This window comes from Arthrobacter sp. Marseille-P9274, from assembly GCF_946892675.1.
Lineage (GTDB): Bacteria > Actinomycetota > Actinomycetes > Actinomycetales > Micrococcaceae > Crystallibacter.
In genome coordinates this window covers 1,714,718-1,735,631 of the sequence record NZ_CAMPOV010000001.1, presented here as the reverse complement: position 1 = coordinate 1,735,631, position 20,914 = coordinate 1,714,718, and the positions used below count along the sequence as shown (strand labels likewise).

18 protein-coding genes are annotated in these 20,914 nt (G+C 68.4%); 17 read left to right on the top strand and 1 reads right to left on the bottom strand.

From position 1 onward, the window contains the following. The first annotated feature begins 20 nt into the window (after nucleotides 1-20). From tig to OC550_RS07870, 5 genes are all read left to right on the top strand, one after another. On the top strand, nucleotides 21-1,439 hold the full coding sequence (tig, locus tag OC550_RS07890; protein WP_262104927.1) for a trigger factor: 1,419 nt from the start codon (nucleotides 21-23) through the stop codon (nucleotides 1,437-1,439). Between the two features lie 298 nt (nucleotides 1,440-1,737). Next, nucleotides 1,738-2,337: an ATP-dependent Clp protease proteolytic subunit gene (locus OC550_RS07885; protein ID WP_262106287.1), complete on the top strand. Its 600-nt coding sequence runs from the start codon at nucleotides 1,738-1,740 to the stop codon at nucleotides 2,335-2,337. A gap of 52 nt (nucleotides 2,338-2,389) precedes the next feature. Beyond that, nucleotides 2,390-3,064, top strand: coding sequence for an ATP-dependent Clp protease proteolytic subunit (locus OC550_RS07880; protein ID WP_262104925.1), 675 nt, complete (start codon nucleotides 2,390-2,392; stop codon nucleotides 3,062-3,064). Between the two features lie 192 nt (nucleotides 3,065-3,256). Beyond that, nucleotides 3,257-4,549: an ATP-dependent Clp protease ATP-binding subunit ClpX gene (clpX, locus tag OC550_RS07875; RefSeq protein ID WP_262104923.1), complete on the top strand. Its 1,293-nt coding sequence runs from the start codon at nucleotides 3,257-3,259 to the stop codon at nucleotides 4,547-4,549. Nucleotides 4,550-4,598: 49 nt separating this feature from the next. Continuing rightward, nucleotides 4,599-5,219 (top strand): DsbA family protein, encoded by a 621-nt coding sequence (locus tag OC550_RS07870; RefSeq protein WP_262104922.1) that lies wholly within the window; start codon nucleotides 4,599-4,601, stop codon nucleotides 5,217-5,219. Nucleotides 5,220-5,514: 295 nt separating this feature from the next. On the opposite strand, the gene valS is transcribed toward OC550_RS07870, so the two are convergent. After that, entirely contained in the window at nucleotides 5,515-8,136 is a 2,622-nt protein-coding gene (valS, locus tag OC550_RS07865) for a valine--tRNA ligase (RefSeq protein WP_262104919.1), read from the bottom strand. A gap of 95 nt (nucleotides 8,137-8,231) precedes the next feature. On the opposite strand from valS, the gene OC550_RS07860 reads away from it, so the two are divergent. From OC550_RS07860 to OC550_RS07805, 12 genes are all read left to right on the top strand, one after another. Beyond that, nucleotides 8,232-8,600 carry a DUF488 domain-containing protein gene (locus OC550_RS07860; protein WP_262104917.1) on the top strand — a complete coding sequence of 123 codons (369 nt, stop codon included), beginning with the start codon at nucleotides 8,232-8,234 and terminating at the stop codon, nucleotides 8,598-8,600. A 141-nt stretch (nucleotides 8,601-8,741) separates the two neighbouring features. Beyond that, nucleotides 8,742-9,491, top strand: coding sequence for an SDR family oxidoreductase (locus tag OC550_RS07855; RefSeq protein WP_262104915.1), 750 nt, complete (start codon nucleotides 8,742-8,744; stop codon nucleotides 9,489-9,491). A gap of 13 nt (nucleotides 9,492-9,504) precedes the next feature. Next, nucleotides 9,505-10,206: a sirohydrochlorin chelatase gene (locus OC550_RS07850; RefSeq protein ID WP_262104914.1), complete on the top strand. Its 702-nt coding sequence runs from the start codon at nucleotides 9,505-9,507 to the stop codon at nucleotides 10,204-10,206. 99 nt (nucleotides 10,207-10,305) lie between these two features. Then, nucleotides 10,306-12,033, top strand: a complete 1,728-nt coding sequence (locus OC550_RS07845; RefSeq protein ID WP_262104912.1) for a nitrite/sulfite reductase — start codon at nucleotides 10,306-10,308, stop codon at nucleotides 12,031-12,033. Beyond that, entirely contained in the window at nucleotides 12,030-12,761 is a 732-nt protein-coding gene (locus OC550_RS07840; RefSeq protein WP_262104909.1) for a phosphoadenylyl-sulfate reductase, read from the top strand. Before OC550_RS07845 ends, OC550_RS07840 begins: the two co-directional genes overlap by 4 nt. 51 nt (nucleotides 12,762-12,812) lie before the next feature. Then, complete coding sequence (gene cysD, locus OC550_RS07835; protein ID WP_262104908.1) at nucleotides 12,813-13,748, top strand: sulfate adenylyltransferase subunit CysD; 936 nt, start codon at nucleotides 12,813-12,815, stop codon at nucleotides 13,746-13,748. Further along, nucleotides 13,748-15,091: a sulfate adenylyltransferase subunit 1 gene (locus OC550_RS07830; protein WP_262104907.1), complete on the top strand. Its 1,344-nt coding sequence runs from the start codon at nucleotides 13,748-13,750 to the stop codon at nucleotides 15,089-15,091. The genes cysD and OC550_RS07830 overlap by 1 nt, the downstream gene beginning before the upstream one ends. Further along, nucleotides 15,085-16,266 carry an ABC transporter substrate-binding protein gene (locus tag OC550_RS07825; RefSeq protein ID WP_262106286.1) on the top strand — a complete coding sequence of 394 codons (1,182 nt, stop codon included), beginning with the start codon at nucleotides 15,085-15,087 and terminating at the stop codon, nucleotides 16,264-16,266. Before OC550_RS07830 ends, OC550_RS07825 begins: the two co-directional genes overlap by 7 nt. Nucleotides 16,267-16,279: 13 nt before the next feature. Continuing rightward, complete coding sequence (locus OC550_RS07820) at nucleotides 16,280-17,005, top strand: ABC transporter ATP-binding protein (RefSeq protein WP_262104906.1); 726 nt, start codon at nucleotides 16,280-16,282, stop codon at nucleotides 17,003-17,005. Further along, entirely contained in the window at nucleotides 16,995-17,966 is a 972-nt protein-coding gene (locus tag OC550_RS07815) for an ABC transporter permease (protein WP_262104905.1), read from the top strand. The genes OC550_RS07820 and OC550_RS07815 overlap by 11 nt, the downstream gene beginning before the upstream one ends. Continuing rightward, a complete protein-coding gene (cobA, locus tag OC550_RS07810) occupies nucleotides 17,963-19,228 on the top strand; it encodes a uroporphyrinogen-III C-methyltransferase (RefSeq protein ID WP_262104904.1) in 1,266 nt (421 codons plus the stop codon). Before OC550_RS07815 ends, cobA begins: the two co-directional genes overlap by 4 nt. Nucleotides 19,229-19,294: 66 nt before the next feature. After that, the gene (locus OC550_RS07805; RefSeq protein ID WP_262104903.1) at nucleotides 19,295-20,800 is read left to right on the top strand and encodes an FAD-dependent oxidoreductase; all 1,506 of its coding nucleotides are present in this window, start codon (nucleotides 19,295-19,297) and stop codon (nucleotides 20,798-20,800) included. Nucleotides 20,801-20,914: the final 114 nt, after the last annotated feature.

The window sequence follows — 20,914 nt, the reverse complement described above, 5'->3', positions numbered from 1 at the left end:
GCAACAGGAGTTCTAACGCTGTGAAGAGCGCTGTCGAAAACCTCACCCCGACCCGGGTCAAACTCAATGTTGAGGTTCCCTTTGAGGAACTCAAGCCCAGCATCGATGAGGCCTACAAGACAATTGCCTCCCAGATCCAGGTTCCTGGCTTCCGCAAGGGGAAGGTCCCTGCCCGCCTGATCGACCAGCGCGTCGGCCGCGGCTACGTCATCGAAACGGCCATCAACGACGGCCTGAACGGCTTCTACCAGGATGCCGTGCAGGAAAGCGGACTCCGCCCGCTGAGCCGCCCCGAGGTGGAAATCACCGAGGTTCCGGATCCCGCCGCCTCCGAGGGCCAGCTGGCCTTCCACGTCGAGGTCGACATCCGCCCCGAAATCGAGCTGCCGGAGTACTCCGGCCTCGAGGTCACCGTCGAAGCCGCCGAAGCGTCGGACGCGGACGTCGAGAAGGCGATGGATGACCTGCGCGGCCGGTTCGGCACCCTGAAGACCGTTGAGCGCCCTGCGGCTGCCGATGACTTCATCACGATGGACCTCAGCGCCAAGGTCGACGGCGAAGAGGTCGACTCGGCTGCGGATCTCTCCTACCAGGTCGGAGCCGGCACCATGCTGGACGGGCTGGACGAGGCCGTCACCGGCCTGAGCACGGGCGAGGACGCCACGTTCATGACCAAGCTGGCCGGCGGCGAGCACGCCGGTGCAGAGGCCGAGGTCAAGGTTGTCCTGAAGGCCGTCAAGGAGCGCGAGCTTCCCGAGGCCAACGACGACTTTGCGCAGCTTGCCAGCGAATTCGACACCATCGCCGAGCTGAAGGAAGACCTCGCCAAGCAGGCCGCCGACAGCAAGGTCATGGAGCAGGGCGTCGAGGCCCGCGACAAGGTCCTGGACAAGCTGGTCGAGCTCATCGAGGTTCCGGTTCCGGATTCCGTGATCGACGAGCAGATGGAACAGCACTTCCGCCCGGAGAACAGCCACGGTGAAGACCATGACACCGAAGAGCACCGTGCCGAGGTCCGCGAGAACACCGAGCGCGCCTTCCGCAACGAAATCATCCTCGATGCCGTGGCCGACAAGGAAGAGGTCGGCGTCAGCCAGGCCGAGCTGATCGACTACATCGTGTCCTCCGCCAGCCAGTACGGCATGGACCCGAACCAGTTCGCCCAGTTGATCGACCAGAGCGGCCAGGTTCCGATGATGGTCTCCGAGGTCCGCCGCCGCAAGGCGCTGGCCAAGGTGCTGGAACTGGCGAAGGTCACCGACACCAACGGTGCAGAGGTCGACCTGTCGGACTTCGTCCGCCCCGCCGGCGGCGAGGACGAGAGCAACGTCGAAGAAATGATCCAGGCAGCCGAGGCCGAGGCCGACCAGGCCGCCGGTGCCGAGGGTGTCGAAGAGTCCGCGGAGGAAGTTTCCGCCTCCGAGGAAGAAAAGAAGTAGCGGCCCACGGCCGAACAGGCGGACCGCCGGACTCCCGAGAGGGACCGGCGGTCCGCCGCTTTAACGCCCCGGAGACGGGCTCCGGCGTCGTTATCCTGCTGGAAGCGAAAGCGGTCTGCCGCGCTGTGACGGGCCTGATGCGCCGTCAGCGAACAGTGCGGCGTCAGGGAGGAATCGGGCAGCCGAACACGTTACTGTCCAAGTAAGTAAACGCCCCGAGGGCCGCCGGACAACGGTAACTGCCCGGGGAAGAAGCGAGAGGTATTTCAGCATGTCGAATGAATCCGCCACTCCGATGATGGCTACCGTCGATCCGGCCAGCCGCGAAGACTACATCTATAACCGGCTGCTCAAAGAGCGCATCATCTGGCTGGGCTCCGAGGTGCGCGACGAAAACGCCAACGCCATCTGCTCCCAGCTGCTCCTGCTCTCGGCGGAAAACCCCGAGAAGGACATCTACCTGTACATCAACTCTCCGGGCGGTTCCGTCACGGCGGGCATGGCGATCTACGACACGATGCAGTTCATTCCGAACGACGTCGTCACGGTGGCCACGGGCCTGGCCGCGTCCATGGGACAGTTCCTGCTCTCGTCCGGCACGAAGGGCAAGCGCTACGCCACGCCGCATGCCCGCATCCTGATGCACCAGCCTTCCGGCGGCATCGGGGGAACGGCGTCGGACATCAAGATCCAGGCCGAGCTGATCCTCCACATGAAGCGCGTGATGGCTGAACTGACGGCAGAGCAGACCGGGCAGTCGGTCGACCAGATCCTCAAGGACAATGACCGCGACAAGTGGTTCACGGCCGAGGAAGGCCTGGAGTACGGCTTCTTCGACCACATCTCGGCCCACGCCGGCGGAGTGACCGGCGGCGGCGGGACGTCCCAGGATTCGTGACGGCGGCTGGCTGCCGACTTCCTTCCAGACCTTCACAAGCAGGAGCATGAACATGACCCCCAACTTCGCAGCCGCAGCCGGCGGCTACGCCGGCAACCTTCCCACCAGCCGCTACGTACTGCCCCAGTTCGAGGAGCGGACGCCCTACGGCTTCAAGCGCCAGGATCCGTACACCAAGCTGTTCGAGGACCGCATCATCTTCCTGGGCGTCCAGGTGGACGATGCCTCGGCCGACGACATCATGGCCCAGCTGCTGGTGCTCGAGTCGACGGACCCGGACAGGGACATCACCCTCTACATCAATTCGCCGGGCGGCTCCTTCACGGCGATGACCGCAATCTACGACACGATGCAGTACATCCGTCCGGAAATCCAGACGGTCTGCCTCGGCCAGGCGGCCAGCGCAGCAGCGGTGCTGCTCGCGGCCGGCACCCCCGGCAAGCGGCTGGCACTGCCCAACGCCCGCGTGCTGATCCATCAGCCGGCGCTGGGCGGCGGCGAACGGGGCCAGGCTTCCGACCTGGAAATCCAGGCTGCCGAGGTCATGCGTATGCGCACCTGGCTGGAGGACACGCTGGCACTGCACAGCGGAAAGACCTCCGCCGAGATCAACCAGGACATTGAGCGGGACAAGATCCTGACGGCCGAAGACGCTCTGTCCTACGGCCTGATCGACCAGGTGCTCGATTCCCGCAAGATCAACAAGCCGGCGATCAACAAAGCTTAGCTCTTGTGTGCAGGCAGCCGGATGGCCCGCGGTGCGTAACATCGCCCCGCGGGCCATCGGGTTACTGAAACTGTCAGTGAAGTGATTTAGAGTGGAAGCTAGTCAGCAGCCTCCACCGCTCGAATCGGGTATCCGTCGAGGATGTCCCGGGGGTTGACCATCTCCAGTAGGACCAGGTAAAGGGGACCGAATATGGCTCGCATTGGCGAGAGCGCTGATCTGCTCAAGTGCTCTTTCTGCGGCAAAAGCCAGAAGCAAGTCCGGAAACTGATTGCCGGCCCCGGCGTCTACATCTGCGACGAATGCATCGAGCTCTGCAACGAGATCATTGAGGAAGAACTGTCGGAGGTCGCGGACCTCGGCTCGTTCGAGCTTCCGAAGCCTCGGGAGATCTTCGATTTCCTGCAGGAATACGTCATCGGACAGGAACCGGCCAAGCGCGCCCTGGCTGTCGCGGTCTACAACCACTACAAGCGCATCCAGTCCGGCCACGCCCCGAAGGGCTCCGCGAACCTCTCCGACGCCAGCCCGTTGGAAGACGTCGAGGTAGCCAAGTCCAACATCCTGCTGATCGGACCCACGGGCTGCGGCAAGACCTACCTGGCCCAGACCCTGGCCCGCCGCCTGAACGTTCCGTTCGCCGTCGCGGATGCGACGGCACTGACGGAAGCCGGCTATGTCGGCGAGGATGTGGAGAACATCCTGCTCAAGCTGATCCAGGCGGCCGACTACGACGTCAAGAAGGCCGAACAGGGCATCATCTACATCGACGAGATCGACAAGATCTCGCGCAAGAGCGAAAACCCGTCGATCACCCGCGATGTGTCCGGTGAGGGTGTCCAGCAGGCGCTGCTGAAGATCCTCGAAGGCACCGTTGCATCGGTTCCGCCGCAGGGCGGGCGCAAACATCCGCACCAGGAGTTCATCCAGATCGACACGACGAATGTCCTGTTCATCGTGGCCGGAGCTTTTGCGGGGCTGGAGGAGATCATCGGGTCCCGGGCCGGCCGCAAGGGAATCGGGTTCGGTGCCCCGCTGAGCGACGCCAGCAAGGACAAAGACTCCTACGGCGAGGTCATGCCGGAGGACCTGCTGAAGTTCGGGCTGATCCCCGAGTTCATCGGCCGGCTTCCCGTCATCACGACGGTCTCCAACCTGGACCGCCAGGCACTGATCCAGATCCTGACGGAACCGAAGAACGCGCTGATTAAGCAGTACCAGAAGATGTTCCATCTGGACGGCGTCGAGCTCTCCTTCGAAACAGATGCCCTCGATGCCGTGGCGGACCTGGCCCTGGAACGGGGAACGGGTGCCCGCGGCTTGCGCGCCATCATCGAAGAAGCCTTGCTTCCCGTCATGTTCGACCTCCCCAGCCGCGACGACATTGCGTCCGTGGTGATCACCGCGGACGTGGTGACCAGCAAGGGAGCGCCCACCTTGATTTCGCATGACGTGGTTGCCAAACGCAGGAACAAGTCCGCCTAGCCTGGCAACAGGCAGCAAAAATCACTCACCGCACCCGAGGAGTTCCACCATGTCCGCAAGCACTGACGTATCAACCGTTGACTTCTGGTTTGACCCGGCCTGCCCGTTTGCGTGGATTACGTCCCGCTGGATCCTGGAGGTCGAGCAGGTACGCGATATCAAGGTCGAGTGGCACGTGATGAGCCTGGCCGTGCTGAATGACGGACGGGACGAGCTTCCCGACAACTACAAGGAGTTCCTTAAGTCGGCCTGGGGCCCCGTCCGCGTGATTATCGCGGCGCGCGAGCTGCACGGCAACGAGTACGTCAAGAAGCTCTACGACGCGATGGGCACCCGCACCCACAATGAAGGCAATAAGGACACGTCGGCGGTCATCGCGGCGGCTCTGGAAGAAGCGGGCCTGCCGGCCGATCTTGCCGACTACGCCACGTCGACGGAGTACGACGAGCAGCTGCGGGCCAGCCACGAAGAGGGCATCTCGCTGGTGGGCGACGAGGTTGGGACGCCGGTCGTTTCATTCAACGGCACCGCCTTCTTCGGCCCGGTGCTGACCAGGATCCCCCGCGGCGAAGACGCCGGCCGGATCTTCGACGGCGCCGTTGCCCTCGCAGAGTTCCCGTACTTCTACGAGATCAAGCGGTCGCGGACCACCAGCCCCGAATTCAACTAGGCTCGACGGCACGTCGGAAAAAAACATCTCGAAAAAGTTGGCAAACCTCTGGCGTGTCGGCTTGCATGCGAGTATAAATATCTATACGCATCCCCCAAAAGATGCGGGAACGAACACCAAAGATTCAGAGACTAGTTATACGGACCAAGTTCCGTTAACAGCCAGTCCGTGACGGGACTCGGAAGACCTGAAAATCCAAGGAGTTCGGGAGATTCCAAACGTCACTAGGAGTCATAGAGTCGAAGCCCCACCAACGGCTAAACGCTGATGGGGCTTCCCCTATTTAACCCGGTCCCTAGGCGGGTGCCTCGGCCGGGGCCAGGTCGACACCGGTCACCGCGAGCTCGCCGTCGGCCTCGACGATCTTGAGCTCGCGGGCATTGCCTGCCGCCTTGAGATCTCCCAGACCCGCCTCGAGCTGGCCGACCTGCAGGGCAGACCCGCTGATGACCGCGCTCAGGACCTCAGTCCGCTGCTTGACCTTGGCCTCCGACTTCGCCTTTCGGATCCCGCCGAGCGCCTGGCCTACCGTGCCGAGCAGGCCCTTGTCCGCCGCGGCGGCAATCGAGGCCAGGGCGCCGGTGGCCGGCCATTCCGCGCGGTGCACCGATCCGGCACGCCACCAGCTCCACACTTCTTCCGTGGCGAAGGGGAGGAAGGGGGCGAACAGGCGCAGCAACGCGTCGAGCGTGGTAGCCAGCGTCGCCAGCACCGAGCCCTGCTCCGCCTCGCCCGCGGCACCGTAGGCCCGGTCCTTGACCAGCTCCACATAGTCGTCCGTGAAGGACCAGAAGAACGACTCGGTGATTTGCAGCGCCCGTGCGTAGTCGTAGTTATCGAAGGCCGCGGTGGCCTGATCGATGACGTCGGCCAGCTGGCCCAGCAGCGACTTGTCCAGCGGGTTGGTCACAGTGCCTGCGTCGTCGGTGATGACCGAGGCTTCCGTGGCGCCGAGGTTCAGGACGAACTTTGAGGCATTCAGCAGCTTGATGGCGAGGCGCCGGCCGATCTTCATCTGCGCGATCTCGTAGGCGGTGTCCGCGCCCAGCCGGGCCGAGGCCGCCCAGTAGCGGACCGCGTCGGCGCCGAACTGCTCCAGCACATCCGTGGGAACCACCACGTTGCCCTTGGACTTGGACATCTTCTTCCGGTCCGGGTCCAGGATCCACCCGGAGATCGCCGCGTGCCGCCACGGGGCGCAGGACTGCAGGGCATCGCCGCGGACCACGGTCGAGAAGAGCCAGGTCCGGATGATGTCATGGCCCTGGGGCCGCAGGTCGAACGGGAAGACCTTGCCGAAGAACTCTTCGTCGCGGCTCCAGCGGCCGACGATCTGCGGGGTCAGCGACGAAGTCGCCCACGTGTCCAGTACGTCGGCGTCGCCCGTGAAGCCTCCGGGGACATCGCGCTGGTCCTCGCGGTAGCCGGGGGCCGCTTCCGCGGCCGGGTCCACGGGCAGCATTTCGTCGGCGGGCAGTACCGGGTTGTCGTAGTCCGGATTGCCCGCATCATCCAGCGGGTACCAGACCGGAATCGGCACACCGAAGAACCGCTGGCGGGAAACGAGCCAGTCCCCGTTGAGCCCCTCGATCCAGTTCTCGTAGCGGGAGCGCATGAAGGCCGGGTGGAAATCGATGTCCCGGCCGCGTCCGATCAGCCGTTCCCTGCGGTCGGCATCCCGCCCGCCGTTGCGGATGTACCACTGGCGGGAGGTCACGACCTCCAGGGGCTTGTCGCCCTTTTCGTAGAAGTTGACCGGGTGGGTCATCTTCTTCGGTTCGCCGTCCAGTTCTCCGGCGGCCTGCAGCAGTTCAACGACCTTTTCCTTGGCGGAGAACACCGTCTTGCCCGCCAGCTCGGCGTAGTTCGCCTTGCCTTCCTCGGACGTGATCCACTCCGGAGCCTCCGGGACGATGCGTCCGTCACGGCCCACGATGGCCCGGGTCGGCAGCTGCAGCTCGCGCCACCAGGTAACGTCCGTCAGGTCGCCGAAGGTGCAGACCATGGCGATGCCGGCGCCCTTGTCCGGCTTGGCGAGCGGATGCGCCTTTACTTCAACCTCGACGCCGAAGAGCGGGGAGGTCACAGTGGTGCCGAAGAGCTTCTGGTAGCGCTCATCGTCCGGATGCGCCACCAGGGCCACGCAGGCCGGCAGCAGCTCGGGGCGGGTGGTCTCGATGTGGACGGCCTCGCCGTCGTGGGTCTTGAAGGCGTAGCGGTAGTAGGCCCCGGGCATCTCGCGGTCTTCGAGCTCCGCCTGCGCGACCGCGGTGCGGTAGGTCACGTCCCAAAGCGTCGGTGCTTCGGCCATGTAGGCATCCCCGGCAGTCAGGTTGGCCAGGAAGGCCCGCTGCGACACGGCGCGGGAAACGTCGTCGATGGTCCGGTAGGTCAGATCCCAGTCAACCGAAAGGCCGAGCGTGCTGAACAGGTTCTCGAAGACCTTCTCGTCCTCGACGGCCAGCTGCTCGCACAGCTCGATGAAGTTGCGGCGGGACACCACATCGAAATCCCGCTGGTTCTTTGCCGGCTTGGCCGGAGGCTGGTAGCCGGCGTCGTAGGGGATCGCCGGATCGCAGCGCACGCCGTAGAAGTTCTGGACGCGGCGCTCGGTCGGCAGGCCGTTGTCGTCCCAGCCCATCGGGTAGAAGACGTTCTTGCCGCGCATGCGCTGGTACCGGGCGAGCACGTCGGTCTGCGTATAGGAGAACATGTGCCCCACGTGCAGCGAGCCCGAGGCCGTCGGCGGGGGAGTGTCAATCGAGTAGACGTCGCTGCGGACCGTGTCCGGGTTGAACGCGTAGGTCCCTTCCTCGCGCCAGCGGCGGGACAGGACAGCCTCGAGGCCCTCGAGGGCCGGCTTGTCGGGGACGTTTACGGAAACGGGCGTGTCTGTGCCCGGGGAATGTTCTGCCATGCTGGCCATTGTTTCATGCCGGACGGGGAATCTTGATTCGTACGACGGCGGTGCAGCACCTACCTGCCCCGGGCAGCCTCGCGTAGCATGCGGCTATGGCGAACGTTCAGATCAAGCGGGTCTACGAACCGGCCGGCGACGATGACGGCTACCGGGTCCTGGTGGACCGGATCTGGCCGCGCGGGATCACGAAGGACGACGCCCGCCTGGACCTCTGGCTGAAGGAAGCCGGCACCTCCGCAGGATTGCGTAAGGAGTTCAGCCACCGGCCGGAGAAGTTCCAGGCCTTTGCGGCGGCCTACCGCCGGGAGCTCGAGGGGACGGAGGCGCTGGAACGGCTGGTGGAGCTCGCCCGGGAACAGCCGAGGCTTTGCCTGCTGTACGGAGCCAAGGACGAGACGCACAACCAGGCCGTCGTGCTGCGCGAGCTGATCCTGGAAGAACTCGGCGGCAAGCAGCGCTGACCCGCCGCGCCGGGTGCGGTGATAGGCGCGGCCCCGCGGGTTGGGCGCCGAGTGCGACCGCACGGGGTGCTGCGATGAGCATGGCGCTGTGCGCCGCGGTGGCACCGTCGGGGCAGCCTGCCGGGCCGCTACGCTAGGGGCATGACCAAGCGCGCAGTAGTAACAGGAGCAAGTTCGGGAATCGGTGCGGCCTCGGTGCGCGCCCTGCGCAAGAGCGGCTGGGACGTTGTGGCCGTGGCGCGCCGCGAGGAGAAGCTGGCCGAACTGGCCAGGGAGACCGGCGCCGTCGTTATGGCCGCGGACATCACCGATGCCGCCGCAGTGGAACGCCTGGCCCGGGACGTGCTGGCCGGCGGCGGGGTCGATGCCCTGGTCAACGTGGCCGGCGGGGCCTTCGGCGTGGACACGATCGCCGACGCCCAATTCGCCGACTGGGAAAAAATGTACAACGTCAACGTGCTCGGCACGCTGCGGATGATCCGGGCCTTCCTCCCGGCCCTGCGGGAAAACGGCGAAGGGTCGGTCCTGCTGCTGACCTCGACCGCCGGACTCGTCGCCTACGAGGGCGGCGGGGGCTATGTCGCGGCCAAGTTCGCCGAACATTCGATGGCCAACACGCTGCGGCTGGAGGAGGCAGAGCACAACGTGCGCGTGATCGAGATCGCCCCGGGCCTGGTCCACACTGAGGAATTCTCGCTGAACCGCCTTGACGGGGACCGGGCGGCGGCGGAGGACATCTACGCGGGCGTGGAGAAGCCTCTGCTCGCCGAGGACATTGCCGACGTCGTGGCCTATTCGCTGAACCTGCCGCACCACGTGAACCTGGACCAGATAGTGATCCGGCCCGTCGCGCAGGCGGCCGCGCACAAGTTGATCCGTTCGGCCCGGTAGGCGGAACCGCAAGGTGCCGCTGCACGTAGTGGCCTGCGCCCACGGGACGGACGATCCGGCCGGCCGGCTGCTCATCGACGGGCTCCGCGCCGCGTCTGCGGCCGAGGCAGGACGCCGCGGGTTGGAGGTCCGTGTCCACGAGGCCTACGTCGATGTCCAGCAGCCCGCCCTCGACGGCGTCGTCGCGGGCCTCCCGGCCGGGGAGCCCGCCGTCGTTGTCCCGTTGCTGCTGTCCACGGGGTTCCACACCCAGGTCGATATCCGCGCGGCCGTGGACTCGCGTCCCGGTACAAGGGCCGCCGCGGCCATCGGGCCGGACCGCCGGCTTGCGGCAGTGCTGGCCGAGCGCCTCACCGGCGCGGACATCGGCGACGGAGACCATGTCGTCCTCGCCTCGGCCGGCACCCGCATGGACCGCGGCATCCAGGAGGTAGCGCAGGTGGCGGGGTGGCTGTCCGAGGAGATCGGCAGGCCGGTGACGCTCGGCTTCGGCGCGGCCGCGGAACCGCGGATCGGCGCTGCGGTCGAGGCCGCCCGTGCGGTGCCGGGCTGCCGGAGGGTGCTGATTGCCTCCTACCTCCTGGCCCCGGGTCATTTCCACTCGGTGCTGGGCCGCGCCGGCGCGGACGCCGTCACCGCCCCGCTGCTGCCGTCGCCGATCGTTGCGGAATGTGTCGTCGACCGGCTGTTCGGGGCGCTTCACATGACGCGCTAAGTCGTCATTCATTGCCTCTCATTGAGCGGTAAGAAGCGGCGCGACGCCGGATGAGGACACAGTTGAAGGCCCCGGAACACCGCCCCTACGGTGGCTGCCATGACTCAGGCAATCGAGACACCGGCGGCCTCGCAAACGGCCTCGCAAAGCAGGCGGCGCCCGTCCGCCAAGCCCCACGGCCAGTGGAAAGTGGACGGAACGGCTCCGCTGAACCACAACGAGGAATTCAAGCAGCGGGACAACGGCCTGAATGTGCGCGAGCGCATCGAGACGGTCTACGCCGTCGAGGGCTTTGACTCGATTCCGTCGGACGACCTCCACGGCAGGTTCCGCTGGTGGGGCCTGTACACGCAGCGGAAGCCGGGCATCGACGGCGGCAAGACGGCCACCCTCGAGCCGCATGAGCTCGAGGACCGGTACTTCATGCTGCGGGTGCGGATCGACGGGGGAGCGCTGACCACCGAGCAGTTGCGGGTCATCGGCGGCATCTCCGTCGAATTCGCCCGCGGCACGGCCGATGTCACCGACCGCCAGAACATCCAGCTGCATTGGATCGACGTCGCCGACGTGCCGGAGATCTGGCGCCGCCTCGAGTCCGTCGGGCTCTCCACTACCGAAGCCTGCGGCGACGTCCCGCGCGTGATTCTTGGATCGCCGGTGGCCGGCATCGCCAAGGACGAGATCATCGATCCGACGCCGGTCATCCGCGAGATCTCCGCCCGGTTCATCGGCGATCCGGAGCTGGCCAACCTGCCGCGCAAGTTCAAGTCCGCCATTACGGGGCACCCGTCGCAGGACGTGGTGCACGAGATCAACGACATCTCCCTGGTGGGCGTGGTCCATCCCGAGCTGGGCCCGGGCTACGACCTGTGGGTCGGCGGCGGATTGTCGACCAGTGCGCGCCTCGCCGAACGCCTGGGAACCTTCGTCACCGAGGAGCAGGCGGCCGAGGTCTGGCATGCCGTGGTGCGGATCTTCCGGGACTACGGCTACCGCCGGCTGCGGAACAAGGCGCGGCTGAAGTACCTGATGAACGACTGGGGGCCGGCAAAATTCCGTGCCGTGCTGCAGGACGAGTACCTGGGATATGAGCTGCCTGACGGGCCGGCGCCGTCCCGGGCCACAACGCCCGGGGACCACGTCGGGGTCCACGAGCAGAACGACGGCAACTTCTATATCGGCGCCGCGCCCCTCGTCGGGCGCGTCAACGGGACAGTGCTGACCGCGCTGGCGGACCTGCTGGAGCGCCACGGGTCCCGGCGGCTGCGCACGACGCCGCACCAGAAGATCGTCGTCCTGGACGTCGCCCCCGAGGAGGTGGACGCCGTCGTCGACGGGCTGGAGGCGCTGGGACTGAGCAGCGCGCCGTCGCTGTTCCGCCGCTCGACCATCGCCTGCACGGGGCTGGAGTTCTGCAAGCTCGCCATCGTCGACACCAAGGACACCGCCGAGCGGACGGTCGCAGGCCTCGAGGACAGCCTGGCAGACGTTGCGGAGCGGCTGCCGGGGCAGCTGAGCCTGCACATCAATGGCTGCCCGAATTCCTGCGCCCGGATCCAGACGGCGGACATCGGCCTCAAGGGGCAGCTGCTGCCGGACGCGGACGGTGGGCAGACGCCGGGTTTCCAGGTGCACCTCGGCGGGGGGCTCGCTTCCAGCGACAGGGAACAGGCCGGCTTGGGCCGCACCGTGCGTGGGCTGAAGGTGACCGCTGACGGGCTGGTGGGCTACGTGGACCGCGTGGTGCGCCGCTACGACGAACAGCATGCCGAGGGCGAAACCTTCGCCGAGTGGGCACATCGCGCGGACGAGGAGTTGCTCAAGTGAACGGCGGCGGCAACGGAACGGTACGCACACCCGCGGAAACCGAGGCACTGGGCCACTTGGCGGCCTCGGGTGCCGCGGAACTCGGCGGCGATGCCCCGGCAGAAGAGGTCGTGGCCTGGGTGCGGCGGAACTTCGCGACCAGGGAGGCCGCCGTCGCGTGTTCCATGGCCGACGCCGTGCTGCCGCACCTGGTGGCGGCGCAGCTTCCCGGTGTCGACGTCCTGTTCCTGGAAACGGGCTACCACTTTGCCGAGACCCTGGCCACGAGGGCAGAGGTGGCCCACAGGCTCGAAGTAAACGTGGTGGACGTGCTGCCGGAGCAGACCGTCGCCCAGCAGGATGCAACGCACGGTACGGACCTGTTCGCCCGCGACCCGGGCCTGTGCTGTCGGCTGCGGAAGATGGATCCCCTCGCTTCGGCGCTCGCAGGCTACCGGGTATGGTTCACCGGCGTGCGCCGCGACGAGGCGCCGACCCGCACCAACACGCCGCTGGTGGACTGGGACGAGGCCCACGGCCTGGTCAAGGTCAACCCGGTCGCGGCATGGAGCTTCGAGGAGCTGGCCGGCTACGCGTCACGCCACGCCGTGCCGCTGAACCTGCTGCTGCAGCACGGTTACCCGTCGATTGGCTGCCGCCCGTGCACGCGGCCCGTTGCCCCCGGTGAGGATCCGCGGGCCGGGCGCTGGGCGGGCCTGGCCAAAACCGAGTGCGGCATCCACGCCTGAACCGCATCAAACCATCTGCGCCTTCCCTTCCCCGACAAGCAAGGACCGACGATGACCCTGACCCATCCATACGACGCTCCGGCGCCGGCCCCGGAACGGCTCGGCGTCCTGGACACACTCGAGGCGGAATCAATCCACATCATCCGCGAAGTCGTGGCGGAATTCGAACGCCCCGCGATGTTGTTCTCCGGCGGCAAGGACTCGGTGGTCATGCTTCACCTGGCCGCGAAGGCGTTCTGGCCTGGGCGTGTGCCGTTTCCGGTCCTGCACGTGGACACCGGGCACAACTTCCCCGAGGTGCTGGCCTTCCGGGACCGGACGGTAGAGCGGCTCGGCCTGAAGCTCGTCGTCGCTTCCGTGCAGGAATACATCGACCGGGGGGAGTTGAAGGAACGGGCCGACGGTACCCGGAACCCGCTGCAGACCGCGCCGCTGCTCGATAGCATCGCCGGACACCGTTTCGACGCCGTCTTCGGCGGCGGCCGACGCGACGAGGACAAGGCCCGGGCCAAGGAACGCATCCTGAGCCTGCGCGACGAATTCGGCCAGTGGGATCCGCGCAACCAGCGTCCTGAGCTGTGGAACCTGTACAACGGCCGCCACGCCGCGGGCCAGCACGTCCGGGCCTTCCCGATCAGCAACTGGACCGAACTGGATATCTGGCGCTACATCGCCCGCGAGCGCATCGACCTGCCGCCGATCTACTACGCCCACCCGCGTGAGGTTTTCCGCCGCGACGGGATGTGGCGGGCCGTCGGGGAATCCTCCCGGCCGGGCCCGGAGGAAGAAGTGTCCGTCCGGACGGTCCGCTACCGCACCGTCGGAGACATGTCCTGCACCGGCGCCGTCCTCTCCGAGGCGGCAACCGCCGAGGACGTGGTGCTCGAAGTCGCCGCGTCCACCCTGACCGAGCGCGGGGCCACCCGCGCCGACGACCGAATCTCCGAGGCGGCCATGGAAGACCGCAAGAAGGACGGGTACTTCTGATGACCGAGGGACTTTTGGAACGGCCGGAGCTGGCGTCCGGGACGCTCTTCCGCTTCGCCACCGCAGGCTCCGTCGACGACGGCAAGTCCACCCTGGTGGGACGGCTGCTGCACGACTCGAAGGCGATCCTGGCCGACCAGCTGGAATCGGTCGCCCGCACGTCGGCCGACCGGGGTTTCGGCGGAGACGAAGGAGGACTCGACCTGGCGCTGCTGACGGACGGCCTGAGGGCCGAACGCGAACAGGGCATCACCATCGACGTCGCCTACCGCTACTTTGCCACCGACAGGCGCACCTTCATCCTGGCGGACTGCCCGGGCCATGTGCAGTACACGCGGAACACCGTCACCGGTGCGTCGACCGCCGATGCCGTGGTGGTCCTCGTGGACGCCCGCAAGGGGGTCCTCGAGCAGACCCGCCGGCACCTGGGCGTGATCGCCCTGCTGCGCGTGCCGCACGTCGTCGTGGCGGTGAACAAGATCGATCTCGTCGGCTATTCCGAGCAGGCCTTCGCGCGCATCGAGGCCGACGTCCTCAGGGTGGCGGCGGACCTCGGCCTGCAGGATGCGGTCAGTATCCCGGTCTCCGCCTTGGCCGGAGACAACGTGGTCGAGCGTTCGGAGCGCACCCCCTGGTACGCCGGGCCCACGCTGCTCGAGCTGCTGGAGTCCCTTCCGGGCAGCGATGAAGAGGACGACGCCGTTGCCTCCTTCCGTTTTCCGGTCCAGCTGGTGCTGCGGCCGCAGGGGGCGCTGGCACCCGGGCTCGATTCGGAGGCCTTCCGGGATTACCGCGCCTACGCCGGCCAGGTCGTGGCGGGAACCGTGCGGGTCGGGGACACCGTCTCGGTCCTGGCCCCGGGGCACCCGCCGAGAACCACGACGGTCGCCGGAATCGACGCCGCGGGAAGCGAACTGCAGGAGGCGTCGTCCCCGCAGTCGGTGGCGCTGCGCCTGGCCGACGAATTCGACGTCGCCCGCGGGGACCTGATCGCTGCCGCCGGCGGCGCCCCGGCGGCTTCCGCTGACCTGTCGGCTTCCGTGAGCTGGCTGGCGCCGCAGCCGCTTCGGGAGGGCGCCAAGGTCCTGGTCAAGCACGGCACCGCCACGGTGCGCGCGCGGGTCGAGGCCATCGGCGGCCGGCTCGATCTGGACACGCTGCGGGCCGTCCCGGCGGAGGAGCTGGAACTGAACGACATCGGACGTGTGGCGCTGCGGCTGTCCGCCCCGCTGCCGATCGAGCCGTACGCCGTCCACCGGCGGACCGGGGCCTTCCTGCTGATCGAACCGCAGGACGGAACTACCCTGGCCGCCGGAATGGTCACCAGTGGGGGTGCCTGGTGAGCCCGGAGCGGCAGACCCCGATGACCGTCCGGATCACGGCCGCCGGCTCGAAACCCCGGCGGCGGCGCGGCTGGGACATCGCGGTGGCCCTGCTGTTCTGCGCGGCCATCGCCGGCTCCGGGGCCGCGGCCCTCTCGGCGGCGGGCAACGGCGCCCGCGAGCGCGGGGAAGGCGCGGCCTCCTCCGCGGCAGAACTGCGGCTGGGCTATTTCGGCAACGTCACGCACGCCCCTGCACTGGTCGGCGTCCGGCAGGGCTTCCTCGCCGACGCCCTGGAGACGGGGACCGGCACCACCCTGAGCACGCAGGTGTTCAACGCCGGTCCCGCCGCGATCGAGGCCCTCAATGCCGGGGCCATCGACGCCGCCTACCTTGGCCCGAACCCGGCCATCAACTCCTTCGTCCAGAGCCGCGGCGAGTCCGTGGCCGTCATCGCGGGCGCCACCTCCGGCGGCGCCCAGCTCGTGGTCCGGCCCGGGATCAGGAACGCGGCGCAGCTCAAAGGAAAGGTGCTGGCCACCCCGCAGCTCGGCGGAACGCAGGACGTGGCCCTGCGGTCCTACCTGGCATCCCAGGGCCTGGCCGCCGGCCCGGACGGCGGCGGGGACGTGACCATCAATCCGACCGAGAACGCCCAGACCCTGAAGCTGTTCCAGGACGGGAAGCTGGACGGCGCCTGGCTGCCCGAACCATGGGCCTCCCGCCTGGTGCTCCAGGCCGGGGCCCAGGTCCTCGTCGACGAGGCGGACCTGTGGGACGGATCGCTGGCGGGGAAGCCCGGCCAGTTCACCACCACCGTGCTGATCGTCAGCAGGAAGTACGCCGCGGACCATCCCGGGACGGTTGAGGCGCTGCTGCGGGGCCACGTCGCAGCCATCGACTGGCTCAACGCGGCCGCCCCGGCGGAAAGGGCAGAGGCCGTCAACGCCGGCCTCAAGGAGGCCGCGGGCGCGGAGCTGCAAGGCGACGTCATCGACCGCGCGCTGCGGAACATCGAGTTCACGCCCGACCCGCTGGCCGGGACATTCCCCCGGCTGCTCGAGGACGGAGTGGAGTCCGGCCTCACCAGGCCGGCGGAGCTGGCCGACCTGTTCGACCTGCGAGGGCTGAACCAGGTGCTCGCGGAGGAGCCCTGGCATTCGCCGGTCAGCGCCGCGAAGCTGGGCGCGGAGTGAGGCGGGCGGCGCAATGACGGTAGTGCTGGAAAACCTCGGCAAGAGCTTCGGCGGCGGGCCGGCCGTGCTCGACGGCGTGGACGCGCGGCTAGGGCAGGGGGAATTCGTCGCCCTGCTTGGTGCCTCGGGCTGCGGCAAGTCGACGCTGCTCAACATCATCGCGGGCCTGGAGCCTCCCAGTTCAGGTGCCCTGGAGGTTCCCGCGGAGGGCGCGGCCTTTATGTTCCAGGATCCCGCACTGTTTCCCTGGCTCACCGCCCGCGGCAACGTGGAGCTGGCGCTCAAGCTGCGCGGCGTGGGCAAGGCGGCCCGGCGCCGGCGCGCAACGGAACTGCTGGAACTGGTCCACCTGGGCGAGGCCGTCGGAAAGCGGCCGCACGAGCTGTCCGGCGGGATGCGCCAGCGCGTTGCCCTCGCCCGGGCACTGAGCCAGGACCGGCAACTGCTGCTCATGGACGAGCCGTTCGCCGCCCTCGACGCCATCACCCGGGACCTGCTCCACGAGGAGCTGGAACGGATCTGGCGGGAGACCGGCCGGACCATCGTCTTCGTCACGCACAACGTACGGGAGGCCGTCCGGCTGGGCCAGCGCGTCCTGCTGCTGTCCTCCCGTCCCGGCCGAGTGGTCCGGGAATGGGCAGTGCCGGCGGAGGCGCGGAGCCAATCCGCCTCTGCGGCGGCCCTCGCCGCAGAGATCACCGCACGCCTGAGGGAAGAGATCCGCCGCCATGCCGCATAACGCAACCAACCTCGAACCGCGCCCGCTGCCCTCGGCGGCTGCCGGGCTCGCCCCGCCGGCAGCACCGGGGGTCACCGGCGCGGGCCTGGGGCTGCCGTCGGTACCGGCAGGAGACGAGCTCCGCGCCGTCGAGGCCGGGCTGGACACGCTGCAGTCCGCGGGAATGTCCCCGCGCAGGGACTGGAGCCGGATCCTGCTGCCGCTCGCCGCCGTCGTTGTGGTGCTCCTGGTGTGGCAGTTCCTGGTCTCGATGGACCTCAAGCGCCGCGACCTGGTGCCCGGCCCGCTGGACGTCTTCGCGTCCCTCAGCCGGCTGTGGACCGAGGGACTGGTGCAGGAGTCCGTGGGCACGTCGCTGCAGCGCGGATTGGCCGGTTTCCTGGTCTCGGTCGCCGTCGGCACGCCGCTGGGCCTGCTGCTCGGCCAGGTCGCCGTGCTGCGCCGCGCCTTCGGACCGCTGGTCTCCGGCCTGCAGGTCCTTCCCTCGGTGGCGTGGGTGCCGGCGGCCATCGTCTGGTTCGGCCTGACCGACGCCACGGCCTATTTCGTGGTGCTGATGGGCGCGATCCCCTCGATCGTGAACGGTTTGGTGGCGGGGATGGACCAGGTCCCGCCCCAGTACCGCAGCGTGGCGCGGGTGCTGGGGGCCTCGCGGCTGGAAACGGCGCTGCAGGTGGTCCTGCCGGCCGCGCTGCCAGGCTATGTCGCCGGCCTGAAGCAGGGCTGGGCCTTCTCCTGGCGCTCGCTGATGGCGGCGGAGATCATCGCCGTCGGCGGGACCATGGGCTACGGCCTGGGCTCCCTGCTCGACCAGGGACGGACCCTCTCTGACATGGGGATCGTGATGAGCGCGGTCCTGATCATCCTGGCCGTCGGCATTCTGGTCGAGCTGCTGGTCTTCGGACCCGTCGAGCGGCGGCTCCTGCGGCGCCGGGGCCTGCTGGCGGGGAGCACACGATGAACGCGCAGGACCTGTACCCGGCATCGCTGCGGCTGCTCGGCAAGCCGGTGCTGCTGGTGGGCGGCGGCCGGGTCGCGGGACGGCGGGCCCGGGCGCTGCTGGACGCCGGCGCCGCGGTCACCGTCGTCGCCCCGGAAGCGGGGAACGACGTCGGACGCCTGGCGGAGGCGGGACTGCTCACCTGGGTGCGCCGCGGCTATGCGCCGGGAGACCTCGACGGCGTGTGGCTCGCCCAGACCGCCACCGGGAATCCCGGGCTGGACCGGCAGGTGGCTGCCGATGCGGAGGAACGCCGGATCTGGTGCGTCAACGCCGCCGATGCCGAGGCCTCCGCCGCGTGGACGCCCGCGGTGGGCCGCGCGGATGGCATCACCGTAGCAGTGAACGCCGGGGGCGATCCGCGGCGGGCCAAGGCGCTCAAGGACGCGATCATGCTTGCGCTCCGGACCGGTCGGCTGCCGCTGCGGCGGCGCCGGCAGGCGGACGCCCGCCCGGGCCGCGTGGCGCTGGTCGGCGGCGGCCCCGGGGACGCGGGCCTGATCACGCTGCGCGGCCGCCAGCTGCTCGCCGAGGCGGATGTGGTCGTCGCGGACCGGCTGGGTCCCCGGGACCTGCTCGCCGAACTGGAAGAGGGCGTCCGCGTCATCGAAGTCGGAAAGGCTCCGGGCAACCATCTGGCCGGCCAGGACGAGATCAACACGATCCTGGTCCGCGAGGCCCGGGCGGGCCGGCTGGTCGTCCGGCTCAAGGGCGGCGATCCGTACGTCCTCGGTAGGGGCGGCGAGGAGGCCCGCTTCTGCCGGGAGCACGGCGTCGACGTCGAAGTGGTGCCCGGGGTCACCAGCGCCATCTCCGTCCCCGCGGCCGCCGGGATCCCGGTCACGCACCGGGGTATGGCGGCCGGGTTCAGCGTCGCCACCGGCCACGAGGAGCTGGCCGAGCTGCCGGCACGGGCGGACCATACCCTCGTCCTGCTGATGGGAGTGCGCCGCCTGCCCGAAACCGCGGCCCTGCTGCGCTCGCGGGGGCTGGGCGGCGGGACCCCGGTCGCCATCGTCGAGCGCGGCTGGCTGCCGGACCAGCGCGTGACCATCGGCACTCTGGATACCATCGCCGCACAGGCGGCGCGCATCGGCGTGGAAAATCCCGCCGTAATCGTCGTCGGGGACGTCGTCCGGCTGAGTCCGTACGCGCCCGCGGAGCTGGCCGGACAGCTGTCCGGACAACCGGCCAAGCCCCCGGTGGGGGCGGCTGCGCCCTGATCCTGCCGGCGTCCCCCGGACCGCACTTTTCCACCATCAGCCACAGAAGGCACAAGGAGTACCCGCATGAGTGAAGGCACCACCGGCAACAACAACGTCCCCGGACGCGGCCTGCGCGTCGCCATCGTCGGCGCCGGCCCGGCCGGCGTCTACGCCGCCGACCTGCTGACCAAGAGCGAGCCCGCCGCGTCCGGCGGGCTCGGCCTGAGCATCGACCTGTTCGATCGGTACCCGGCGCCCTACGGACTCATCCGCTACGGGGTGGCGCCGGACCACCCGCGGATCAAGGGCATCGTCACCGCGCTGCACAAGGTGCTGGACCGCGGGGACATCCGCTTCTTTGGGAACGTGGACTACGGCACCGACCTCGACCTGGACGATCTTCGCCGGCACTACGATGCCGTGGTTTTCGCTACCGGCGCGGTCAAGGACGCCGACCTGAACATCCCCGGCGTGGAGCTGGAGGGATCGTTCGGCGCCGCGGACTTCGTCTCCTGGTACGACGGGCATCCCGACGTGCCGCGGGAATGGCCGCTGTCCGCGAAGGAGGTTGCCGTGATCGGCAACGGCAACGTGGCGCTCGACGTCGCCCGCATCCTCTCGAAGCACGCCGGTGAACTGCTCCCCACTGAGATTCCGGACAACGTCTACGAGGGGCTCAAGGCATCGCCCGTCACCGACGTGCACGTGTTCGGCCGGCGCGGACCGGCCCAGGTGAAGTTCACGCCGCTGGAGTTGCGCGAACTCTCGCACAGCCACGATGTCGACATCGTGCTGTACCCCGAGGACTTCGAGTTCGACGAGGCCTCCGACGAGGCCATCCGCGGCAATAACCAGACCAAGACCATGGTGGCCACGCTGACCAACTGGCTCGTGGAGCAGGAGGACCGCGAAGAACGGCAGGAACAGCAGGGGACCCGGGGCGCGTCCCGCCGGCTCCACCTGCACTTCCTGCACACTCCGGTGGAGATCCTCGGCAGCGACGCCGCCCCCGGCACCGTGGCGGCCATCAGGTTCGAACGCAACGAGCTGGACGGCACCGGAAACGTCCGCGGCACGGGCGGGACCGTCGACTACCCGGTGCAGGCCGTCTACCGTGCCATCGGCTACTTCGGTTCGGCGCTGCCGGGGGTCGAATACGACGGCCGGCGCGGCGTCATCCCTAACGAGGAGGGCCGGGTGCTCGATGCCGGCGGCCGGCCCGTGCCCGGGGTCTATGCCACCGGCTGGATCAAGCGCGGTCCCGTGGGGCTGATCGGGCACACGAAGGGCGACGCGCTGGAGACGATCACCCATCTCCTCGCGGACCGGGACGGGCTGCAGTCGGCGCCGCGGCCGGAGGAGGAAGAAGTAGTCCGGCTGCTGGAGGCCCGCGGCATCGAATACACAACCTGGGAGGGCTGGCTGAGGCTGGATGCCCGCGAGCAGGAACTCGGCGCCGCGGCCGGCCTGGTGGAGACGTCCCGCGGTCCGGTGCCGCGGGAGCGGATCAAGGTGGTCCCGCGGGAGCAGATGGTCGCCGCGTCGCGCCCTGCCCGGACCGGCGCGCTCGCCGCCGACGGCGTGGGGTAGCACTGCGTGGTGGCCGGGGGATTGCCGGGGTTTTCGCCATTGCCTCAGGCTGGCCTAAACTGGGGAGTACCAGCGTTGACCCGGCCATCACCGGCGAGCTTCCGGAAGAACGGC

Excerpts from the sequence above, each read along its gene's own strand:
- OC550_RS07815 (WP_262104905.1), top strand. The coding sequence starts at position 16,995 with ATGCCGCATAACGCAACCAACCTCGAACCGCGCCCGCTGCCCTCGGCG.
- OC550_RS07870 (WP_262104922.1), top strand. The coding sequence starts at position 4,599 with ATGTCCGCAAGCACTGACGTATCAACCGTTGACTTCTGGTTTGACCCG.
- OC550_RS07860 (WP_262104917.1), top strand. The coding sequence starts at position 8,232 with ATGGCGAACGTTCAGATCAAGCGGGTCTACGAACCGGCCGGCGACGAT.
- valS (WP_262104919.1), bottom strand. The coding sequence starts at position 8,136 with ATGGCAGAACATTCCCCGGGCACAGACACGCCCGTTTCCGTAAACGTC.
- clpX (WP_262104923.1), top strand. The coding sequence starts at position 3,257 with ATGGCTCGCATTGGCGAGAGCGCTGATCTGCTCAAGTGCTCTTTCTGC.
- OC550_RS07855 (WP_262104915.1), top strand. The coding sequence starts at position 8,742 with ATGACCAAGCGCGCAGTAGTAACAGGAGCAAGTTCGGGAATCGGTGCG.
- OC550_RS07830 (WP_262104907.1), top strand. The coding sequence starts at position 13,748 with ATGACCGAGGGACTTTTGGAACGGCCGGAGCTGGCGTCCGGGACGCTC.
- OC550_RS07880 (WP_262104925.1), top strand. The coding sequence starts at position 2,390 with ATGACCCCCAACTTCGCAGCCGCAGCCGGCGGCTACGCCGGCAACCTT.
- cobA (WP_262104904.1), top strand. The coding sequence starts at position 17,963 with ATGAACGCGCAGGACCTGTACCCGGCATCGCTGCGGCTGCTCGGCAAG.
- cysD (WP_262104908.1), top strand. The coding sequence starts at position 12,813 with ATGACCCTGACCCATCCATACGACGCTCCGGCGCCGGCCCCGGAACGG.
- OC550_RS07885 (WP_262106287.1), top strand. The coding sequence starts at position 1,738 with ATGGCTACCGTCGATCCGGCCAGCCGCGAAGACTACATCTATAACCGG.
- OC550_RS07820 (WP_262104906.1), top strand. The coding sequence starts at position 16,280 with ATGACGGTAGTGCTGGAAAACCTCGGCAAGAGCTTCGGCGGCGGGCCG.
- OC550_RS07845 (WP_262104912.1), top strand. The coding sequence starts at position 10,306 with ATGACTCAGGCAATCGAGACACCGGCGGCCTCGCAAACGGCCTCGCAA.
- OC550_RS07805 (WP_262104903.1), top strand. The coding sequence starts at position 19,295 with ATGAGTGAAGGCACCACCGGCAACAACAACGTCCCCGGACGCGGCCTG.